This window comes from Nonomuraea sp. NPDC003201, assembly GCF_053590415.1.
The window spans coordinates 1-8,529 of the sequence record NZ_JBSFTC010000395.1; the positions used below are offsets into that span (position 1 = coordinate 1).

Consider the following 8,529-nt stretch of genomic DNA (forward strand, 5'->3'; position numbering starts at 1 on the left):
CCCTGCCGCACCCTTGGGGGAAGTGACATGTGGCCTTGTGGTGAGGATAGCGATGTGGATCTTTCTTTACGCACCGTAACCGTAATCCTTTTCAACCGGCCATAACACTTTTGAGCTTGGGCATTGCGTTTTCCCCCTACAGGTTCGATTGCCCCGTTCCTCACGTTCCCGGCCAACCCCCAAAAACCCGATCGACTAGGAAACGCCCCGGATGATCCTTAACGAATCATCCGCATCATGCATATTTCCGGCTGAAACAGCAAGCAAACTGGAATTGCCGTCATTTGGCCCACCACAGACATCCCCATGATTCTGCGCAAACGCCGCACCCTCACATAGATCCGGACACAGCAAGGGCTCCCCAGCCCTGAGGTCTGGGGAGCCCTTTTCGAAAGGCTGCCGTGGAGGCGCGGGGAAATCCCCCAACCGCGAGAACGCGGTCATCCCCGCGCCGTCAGCACACGGCTATGACCAGTTGTCGCCGTTGTTGTGGTGGTGGTCGTGCTCGCGGTGCTCGCGCTCGCGCTCGAACCGGTTGATGTTGATGTTCCGGTTGTGGACGTTGACCCGCACGCGGCTGTTCTGGTGGTGACGACGCCAGCCCCAGCCGCCGCCCCAGCCGCCGCCGCCCCAGCCGCAGCGGCGCCAGCCCCCGCCGCCGCAGCCATTGGCGAGGACGGAGGCGGCGGACTTGACCTGAGCGGCGGCGCCGGCGCTGGCCGAAGTCGTGGCCGCGCCCGCGGCTACCACGCCACCGGTCAGCGCCGTGCTGACGGCGAGACCCGCGAAAACAGTCTTGAGCTTGGGCATTGCGTTTTCCCCCTAAAGGATCGATTGCCCCGTTCTCGACATTTCCGGTTACCCGGAAAGAGGTCTTGGACGCCTGCCGAAGAGCCATCCATGATGTGTCATTTCCAGACAGCAGCCCAACAAACGGCACCTAGCCGGTTTTGCTATGCATTAACAATCTTATTGCTTGCATTAAAGATTTATAGAGCGAAATGACACGACTTATCCGGATATGTCCTATTCGGTGATCGCGCCGAAGAGTCCCGGAGGGCAGCACGAAAAACCCCACCTCGCGGCGGGGTGAATGCCTGAGAAAGGCGGCCAGAGGCTCGACGCGAGAAGCGTCGGCGAGGCCGTGGAGCGCCTCCCTTACGGAGGCATGTGGAACCGCTGAGAGAGGTGTTCAGGCCGTCTTGCGGGGCTTGCGCTTGGCGGGAGCCTTCTCCTCGTCCTTGGACTTGGCGGCGGCCTTCTTGGGCTTGGCGGCCCCGCCCTCACGCTCCCGCTTCGCGGCCTCCACGCTGGCGCGCAGCGCGGCCATGAGGTCGACCGCCGGTCCGGCTTCCTCTTCCTCGCGGGCCGGGATGACCTCCCTGCCCGCCACCTTCGCCTCGATCACCTGCTGCAGCGCCTCGCGGTACGTGTCGTGGTACTCGCTCGGGTCGAAGTCCGACTCCATGGTGCTGATCAGGGACTCGGCCATCTGGAGCTCCTGAGGCCGTACCTCGATGTCCTCCTCGAGGAAGCCGAAGTCCGGCGTGCGGATCTCGTCGGGCCAGAGCATGGTCTCCAGGACGAAGACGCCGTCCCGTACCCGCAGCGTGGCCAGGGACTCGCGCTGGCGCAGCGCCACCTTGACCACCGCCACCTGACCCGAGCTCTCCAGGGCGTTGCGCAGCAGCACGTACGGCTTCGCCCCCTGCGCGTCGGGCTCCAGGTAGTACGACTTGGCGAAGTAGATCGGGTCTATCTGCTCGGCCGGGGCGAACTGGAGGACGTCGATCCTGCGGGACGTGCTCAGCGGCAGATGCTCGAAGTCCTCGTCGGTGAGCACGACGATCTCGCCCGTCGGCAGTTCGTAGCCCTTGGCGATGTCGGAGTACGGCACCTCTTCGCCGTCCTGCGTGCACACGCGCTTGTAGCGGATCCGGCCGCCGTCCTCGCGATGGACCTGGTGGAACGTCACGTCCTTCTGCTCGGTGGCGGAATAGAGCTTGACGGGTATCGTGACCAGGCCAAAGGAGATCGCACCTTTCCAGATGCTGCGCATGGTCACTCCTCAGCTCTCAATCGTTCGCCAATGGGCACATACCCGTCATGGGGCAACCAATGCCATACCCCGTCGAACCGATGCTGGCCGTACCTGGGGAACTACCGCCCGATCGCGAGAGGTACGGACTGGAGGTCAAGTGGGACGGCATCCGCGCCGTCGTCCATCTTGACGGCGGCCTGAGGGTGACGGGGCGGCACGGGGTCGAATACACGCGGAGGTATCCGGAAATATCCGGTTTCGGGATCAAGAACGCGATCATCGACGGCGAGGTCGTCGCGCTCGACAAACGCGGCAGGCCCAGCTTCGAGCGGTTGCAGCACAGGATGCACCTGACCGATCCCGAGCCGGTCATGCTGGAGCTGTACCCCATCACGTACATGCCGTTCGACCTGCTCTATCTCGACGGCACGCCGATGTTCGACCTGCCCTACCGCGACCGGCGGGCGCTGCTCGACGAGCTGGACGTCGGCGCGCCCCCGTACTTCCCCGGCGACTCCGACCTGCTCACGGCCACCTCCGAGCAGGGCCTGGAGGGTGTGGTCGCCAAGCGGCTGGACTCCCCCTACCGGCCGGGCACCCGGTCCCCGTGGTGGATCAAGGTGAAGCACCTGCGTACCAGAGAGGTCGTGATCGGCGGCTGGAAGCCCGGCAAGGGGCGCCGGGCGGGCGGGATCGGCTCGCTGGTGATGGGGATGTTCACCGATCGGGGGCTCGCGTACGTGGGGCACGTCGGGACCGGGTTCACCGACACCGTGCTCGACGAGCTCCACCGGCGGATGCGGCCGCTGGAGGTCCCGCACAGCCCGTTCAGCAACGCGGTCCCGTGGCGAAATCGGTGGGTTAGGCCGGATCTGGTCGGGGAGGTGGCCTACACGATGTGGACCGACGAGCAGCGGCTGCGCCACCCCGTGTGGCGTGGCCTGCGCCCCGACAAGCTCCCCTCGGAGGTGACGCTGTGAACAGCCCGGCGAAGGTGCCGGTAAAGGTCGACGGGCGAGCTCTGACGCTGAGCAACCTGGACAAGGTCCTCTACCCCGAGTACGGCTTCACCAAGGCCGAGGTCATCGACTACTACAGCCGCGTGGCCCCCGTGCTCCTCCCCCACCTCCGGGGCCGGCCCCTGACCGTCAAGCGCTACCCGAACGGCGTCGGCGGCCAGTCCTTCTTCGAGAAGAACGCCCCCGACCACACCCCGGACTGGGTCAGGCGGGTCAAGCTCCCCGTCCCCGGCAGCACCAAGAACCGCGAGGCCATCGACTTCGCCGTCATCGAGGACCTGCCCACCCTCGTCTACTACGCCAACCTCGCCGCGCTCGAGCTGCACGTGCCCCAGTGGCGCGTGGACGAGGACGGCGAGGCGCTGCCGCCCGACACGCTCGTGTTCGACCTCGACCCCGGCCCGCCCGCGACCATCGTCGAATGCTGCCGGGTGGCCCTCATGCTGCGCGAGGTGCTGGCGGCCGACGGGCTCACCGCCCTGCCGAAGACCAGCGGGAACAAGGGCATGCAGCTGTACGCCGACTGGGACTGCCGCGAGGAGCCCTCCGCGTACGCCAAGAGGCTGGCCCGGCTCCTCGAGAAGGAGCACCCCCGGCAGGTCGTCAGCGTGATGGCGAAGAAGGCCAGGCCCGGCAAGGTGTTCATCGACTGGAGCCAGAACAACCCGGCCAAGACCACCGTGGCGCCCTACTCGCTGCGGGCCAGGGAGCTGCCGGCCGTCTCGACACCGCTGAAGTGGACGGAGGTCGAGGGCTGCGAACGGCCTGAGGAGCTGGTGTTCACGGCGGCCGACGTACTCGCCAGAGTGGAGAAACACGGCGACCTTTTCGGCCGGGCGTAGGCTGGTGCCGTCCACACCAAGAGGGGGACCAGAAGATGTCGGAGATGGACACACGCGGGGACGAGCTCTCCTACGACCAGGACGAGGCAGAGCTGCCGATCGAGACGCCCGAGGCCGACGCCGCGGAGCAGCATTTCGAGATCCGCCAGAGCGCCGGGAGGCAGCGCCGCGAGCTGCCGCTCGAGGTCGACCCCGCCGACGCGGCCGATCAGGACCGCGTGGTGGATCTCGACGACGACGAATATCGCTGATTACGGCTCCGCCCGAGCCCGCCTCGTGGCGCGGAGGAGCGCCGTTGCCCGGACTGGGGAGCGGAGCAAGGCAATGAACATCTGCTCTGCCCGCACGTAGGATGTCCGCACAGCCCGCTGAGAGACCTATGGAGACCCGCGTGACCGCAACCCCGGACGCGAAGCCCCGGGGCACCCGGCTGCCCCGACTCGCCCGCCGCCGGCAGCTCCTGAGCGCCGCGCAGGAAGTGTTCGTGGAGAACGGCTATCACGCGGCCGCCATGGACGAGATCGCCGATCGCGCGGGGGTCAGCAAGCCGGTGCTCTACCAGCACTTCCCCGGCAAGCTCGAGCTCTATCTGGCGCTGCTCGACCTCCACGTCGACGACATGGTCAACCGCTGCCGCGAGGCGCTGGCCTCCACCCACGAGAACAAACTCCGCGTGCAGGCCACGTTCAGCGCGTTCTTCGACTTCGTCTCCACGCAGGGCGAGGCGTTCCGGCTGGTGTTCGAGTCCGACCTGCGCAACGTCGCGCCGGTGCGGCAGCGCGTGGAACGCTCGCTGCAGGAGTGCGCGGAGATGGTCTCCGTGCTCATCCAGGAGGACACCGGCTGCACCAGCGACGAGGCGCACCTGCTCGGCGTGGGGCTGGTCGGCATGGCCGAGGTGAGCGCCCGCTACTGGGTGACCCAGCACGGCTCGATCCCGAAGGACGCGGCCGAACAACTCATGGCCCGGCTGGCCTGGCGCGGCATCAGCGGTTTTCCGCGTACGGCATAACCCGTTCGCTGGGCGCGATCATTTGCCCTTTTCCCGGCTTCGAGCCGCCACGATGGGAGTGAGCCAGCCCGTCGACTAGGGAGCCACGATGGAAGTCAAGATCGGCGTACGCTCCGTACACCGCGAAATCGTTGTCGAGACCGAACTCTCCGCCGAGCAGGTCGAAGAGGAGATCAGGAACGCGTTGTCGGTGGAGCGTGGCGTGTTCGCCCTGACCGACGTGAAGGGCAGGCGGGTCGTGATGCCGGTGGCCTCGATCGGTTTCGTTGAGATCGGTGAGGACCAGTCCCGGCCCGTCGGATTCGGCGGCACCCTCTAGGAGTTTCCTGACCTGGGGGTACGGCTCACCCGCCGTACCCCTCCCAGGGCTTGCCACCACCCCCGGCGATCGCCCCGCACCCGTGGGGCAGCGCGGCCGCGAGAGGTCGGCGCGTGGCGACCGCGCACGATCGCCCCGGGCTCGCGGGGCAGTGCGCACCCAGCGTCCGCCCTGTCCCAGAGGACAGTGCGCGCCCACCGGCCACCGCAAGAGCCCGGCCCGTCCCAGGGGGCAGGCCGCACCCAGCATCCGCCACAAGAGCCCGGCCCGCTCACCCTGCGCCTGAACACCTCACCACGCCCCGCCACCCCCTACCCACAGCCCGCCGACCGTGCGCGTCGGGCGGCTGCTGCACGCGCCCCGGTCCGCACAACCCCGCATCCCGCCGGCCCGACGCCTCCGACAGCGGCGCCTGGGGACGGTCAGAGGCCCAGGGCGGCCATGCGTTTGTTGTGGGCCTCCGTCAACGTCGCGAAAAGTCGGGAAATATCGGCGGCGCCCTCCCCCGACACCAGCAACAACGCCAGCTCGGGCCGTGCCGAGGCCACCTGCTGCCCCTGGCTCAGCGCCTCGCCGACGAGCCGGCGCGCCCACAGCGCCAGCCGTCCGGCGAGCGCGGGCGACGCCTCGATCCCGGCCCTGACCCGCTCGACCGCGAACTGCGAGCGCCCCTCGTCCACCAGCACCTCGTCCACCAGCTTGGCGATCGAGGGATCGAGGTGCCTGGCCGCCTCGCGGTAGAAGTCGAGCGCGATGCCGTCCCCGACGTACGTCTTGACCAGCGCCTGCAGCCAGTCGGCCGGCCTGGTCTGCGTGTGCCAGGCGTCGAGCGCGCCGACGAACGGCGACATCGCCTCGTCGGGATCGGCCCCGAACTCGGCCAGGCGGTCACGCAGCAGGCGGAAATGGGCGTACTCGGTCACGGCCAGCTCGCTCAGCGCCGCGCGGTCGGCCAGCGAGGGCGCCAGCGTGGCGGCGTCCTCGGTCATCCGCGCGTACGCACTAAGCTCGGCGTAGGCGAGCACCCCGAGCAGATCGACGACTCCTGGAGACTCCTTCATGGGAGGCAGCGTACTTCCGCGAATCTTCGGGAACATACGTAAGCTCGGCCAGCGTTGTGGTATCGAGTACACTGCTCTGTGAAAGTGCGACCGCACTGTGTAAATTCGGGGGTTTCTCCCGAATACCCCCACTTCCGGGTGCGCGGTCGCTGATGACGCGAGAGGGCTGGCTCTACCGCGAGGACCCACGTAACGAGGGCTGTTCATGCCCGTCGGTCCCGGCAGGCCCGCCTTCATTTGAGAACTGAGGCAGGCCACGCTGACGACTTTCCGAGACCTCGGAGTCACACCTGAGATCGCCGATGCCCTCGAGACCGAGGGCATCGTCACACCGTTCCCCATCCAAGAGATGGCTCTCCCGCTCGCCCTGAGCGGCCAGGACCTCATCGGTCAGGCGCGCACCGGCACGGGCAAGACCTACGCGTTCGGCATCGCCATGCTCCAGAGCATCGGCAAGCCGCGCAAGAACCGCAAGAAGCCCCGCGGGCTCGTCGTCGTACCGACCCGCGAGCTGGCCACGCAGGTCAGCGAAGACCTCGTCACCGCCGCCGGCAAGCTCGGGTCCCGGGTTCTGACCGTTTACGGCGGGCGCGCGTACGAGCCGCAGATCGAGGCGCTCAAGGCCGGGGTCGACGTCATCGTCGGCACCCCCGGACGCCTGCTCGACCTGGTCAAGCAGAAGCACCTCGACCTGAGCCAGGTCACGACCCTGGTGCTCGACGAGGCCGACCGCATGCTCGACCTGGGCTTCCTGCCCGACGTAGAGCGGATCTTCAACCTGATCCCCGGACAGCGGCAGACGATGCTGTTCTCGGCGACCATGCCGGGCGAGATCGTCACGCTGTCCCGTAAGTACCTCAACCGCCCGACGCACGTACGCGCCGAGCACGAGAGCGGCGAGGGTGAGACCACGCCGCAGGTGCGCCAGCTCGTGTGGCGCGCGCACCGCATGGACAAGATCGAGATCCTCGGGCGGCTGCTGCAGGCCGAGGGCCGCGGGCTCACGATGGTCTTCTGCGAGACCAAGCGGGCCTGCGACATGGTCGCCGAACAGCTCGACACGCGCGGCTTCGCCGTGGCGGCCGTGCACGGCGACCTCGGCCAGGGCCAGCGCGAGCAGGCCCTGCGCGCGTTCCGCAACGGCAAGATCGACGTGCTGGTGGCCACCGACGTGGCGGCCCGCGGCATCGACATCGACGACGTCACCCACGTGGTCAACTACGACTGCCCCACGGACGACAAGACGTACGTGCACCGCATCGGCCGCACCGGCCGGGCCGGGCGCACGGGCATCTCGGTCACGTTCGTGGAGTGGGAGGAGCTGACCCGCTGGAAGATGATCAACCAGATGCTCGGGCTGGAGTTCGCCGAGCCCGAGGAGACCTACTCCACCTCACCGCACGTCTACTCCGAGCTGAACATCCCCGAGGGCACCAAGGGCGTCCTGCCGCACGCGAGCCGATCGCGTGCCGGGCTGTCCGCGGAGCGCCTCGAGGATCTCGGGGAGACCGGCAGGGCACGTGTTCGTGGCGGCCGTCGCCGCGACGAGCGCGAAGAGCGCGAACAGCGCGAACAGCGCCCTGCCCGTACGCCGCGCCAGCGCCGCCGCACCCGTGGTGGCAAGGAGCTGGCTGAGACCGCAGCCGTCGAGACTCAGGAGGTCGAGCTCGTGGATGCCAAGACGGAGGAGACTCCCGCGATCTTCTCGACGGACGAGATCGAGGCGGCCGCCGAGCCGAAGCGGACGCGTACGCGGAGGGGGGCGGCTTCGTCCGCCATCGAGCAGGCGCTCGCCGAGGCCCCCGAGGCACCCGTCAAGGCCACCCGGCCGCGGCGGGCGGCCGCCGTCACGGCGGCCCCCGAGGCCGACACCGTCGAGGAGGCGCCGGCGAAGAGCACCCGCTCCCGCCGCGCCGCCGACCAGGTGCCGGTCGCCGAGGCCCCGCCCGCTCCTCCGGTCAGCGAGCCGGCGCCGAGCTTCCTCTCGACGCCGCCTCCGCCGGTACGCAAGGAGTCGGAGCGGATCGTCCCGCCGAACCCGTTCACGGTGATCTTCCAGTCGCCCGACCTGGCTTCGGACGACGACGACATCGCCCCGTCGGCGGCCACGGAGCGCAAGCAGCAGCGCCGCCAGCCCCGTGGCGGGGGCGGCGGGACGATCCGCTCCGACTCCTTGCGTACCGGCGGAGGCGGCGTCGAGAGGAAGCTCGGCGCCGGCTCGCTGACCGGAGGAGC

At 68.4% G+C, this 8,529-nt stretch carries 9 protein-coding genes; 6 read left to right on the top strand and 3 right to left on the bottom strand.

Annotation, left to right across the window (positions count from 1 at the left end; all coding sequences use genetic code 11):
- Positions 1-465 precede the first annotated feature (465 nt).
- Both ACWDX9_RS55325 and ku read right to left on the bottom strand, forming a co-directional pair.
- Positions 466-810, bottom strand: coding sequence for a hypothetical protein (locus ACWDX9_RS55325; protein ID WP_449970671.1), 345 nt, complete (start codon positions 808-810; stop codon positions 466-468).
- Between the two features lie 382 nt (positions 811-1,192).
- Positions 1,193-2,059: a non-homologous end joining protein Ku gene (gene ku, locus ACWDX9_RS55330; protein WP_449970674.1), complete on the bottom strand. Its 867-nt coding sequence runs from the start codon at positions 2,057-2,059 to the stop codon at positions 1,193-1,195.
- Between the two features lie 59 nt (positions 2,060-2,118).
- Here ku and ligD (ACWDX9_RS55335) point away from each other — a divergent pair, with 59 nt between their 5' ends.
- The 5 genes from ligD (ACWDX9_RS55335) to ACWDX9_RS55355 all read left to right on the top strand — a co-directional run bounded on the left by ligD (ACWDX9_RS55335) (position 2,119) and on the right by ACWDX9_RS55355 (position 5,233).
- The gene (ligD, locus tag ACWDX9_RS55335) at positions 2,119-3,021 is read left to right on the top strand and encodes a non-homologous end-joining DNA ligase (protein ID WP_449970677.1); all 903 of its coding nucleotides are present in this window, start codon (positions 2,119-2,121) and stop codon (positions 3,019-3,021) included.
- Positions 3,018-3,902 (top strand): non-homologous end-joining DNA ligase, encoded by an 885-nt coding sequence (gene ligD / locus ACWDX9_RS55340; protein ID WP_449970680.1) that lies wholly within the window; start codon positions 3,018-3,020, stop codon positions 3,900-3,902. Before ligD (ACWDX9_RS55335) ends, ligD (ACWDX9_RS55340) begins: the two co-directional genes overlap by 4 nt.
- A 44-nt stretch (positions 3,903-3,946) precedes the next feature.
- Positions 3,947-4,153 (top strand): hypothetical protein, encoded by a 207-nt coding sequence (locus tag ACWDX9_RS55345; protein ID WP_449970683.1) that lies wholly within the window; start codon positions 3,947-3,949, stop codon positions 4,151-4,153.
- A 140-nt stretch (positions 4,154-4,293) separates the two neighbouring features.
- Positions 4,294-4,914 (top strand): TetR/AcrR family transcriptional regulator, encoded by a 621-nt coding sequence (locus ACWDX9_RS55350; protein WP_313043020.1) that lies wholly within the window; start codon positions 4,294-4,296, stop codon positions 4,912-4,914.
- Between the two features lie 88 nt (positions 4,915-5,002).
- Positions 5,003-5,233 (top strand): DUF3107 domain-containing protein, encoded by a 231-nt coding sequence (locus ACWDX9_RS55355; RefSeq protein ID WP_449970686.1) that lies wholly within the window; start codon positions 5,003-5,005, stop codon positions 5,231-5,233.
- Positions 5,234-5,655: 422 nt separating this feature from the next.
- On the opposite strand, the gene ACWDX9_RS55360 is transcribed toward ACWDX9_RS55355, so the two are convergent.
- Positions 5,656-6,294 carry a ferritin-like fold-containing protein gene (locus ACWDX9_RS55360; RefSeq protein ID WP_449970688.1) on the bottom strand — a complete coding sequence of 213 codons (639 nt, stop codon included), beginning with the start codon at positions 6,292-6,294 and terminating at the stop codon, positions 5,656-5,658.
- 349 nt (positions 6,295-6,643) lie between these two features.
- Here ACWDX9_RS55360 and ACWDX9_RS55365 point away from each other — a divergent pair.
- Positions 6,644-8,529 (top strand): DEAD/DEAH box helicase (locus ACWDX9_RS55365; RefSeq protein WP_449970691.1); only part of this gene is annotated, 1,886 nt, incomplete at its 3' end.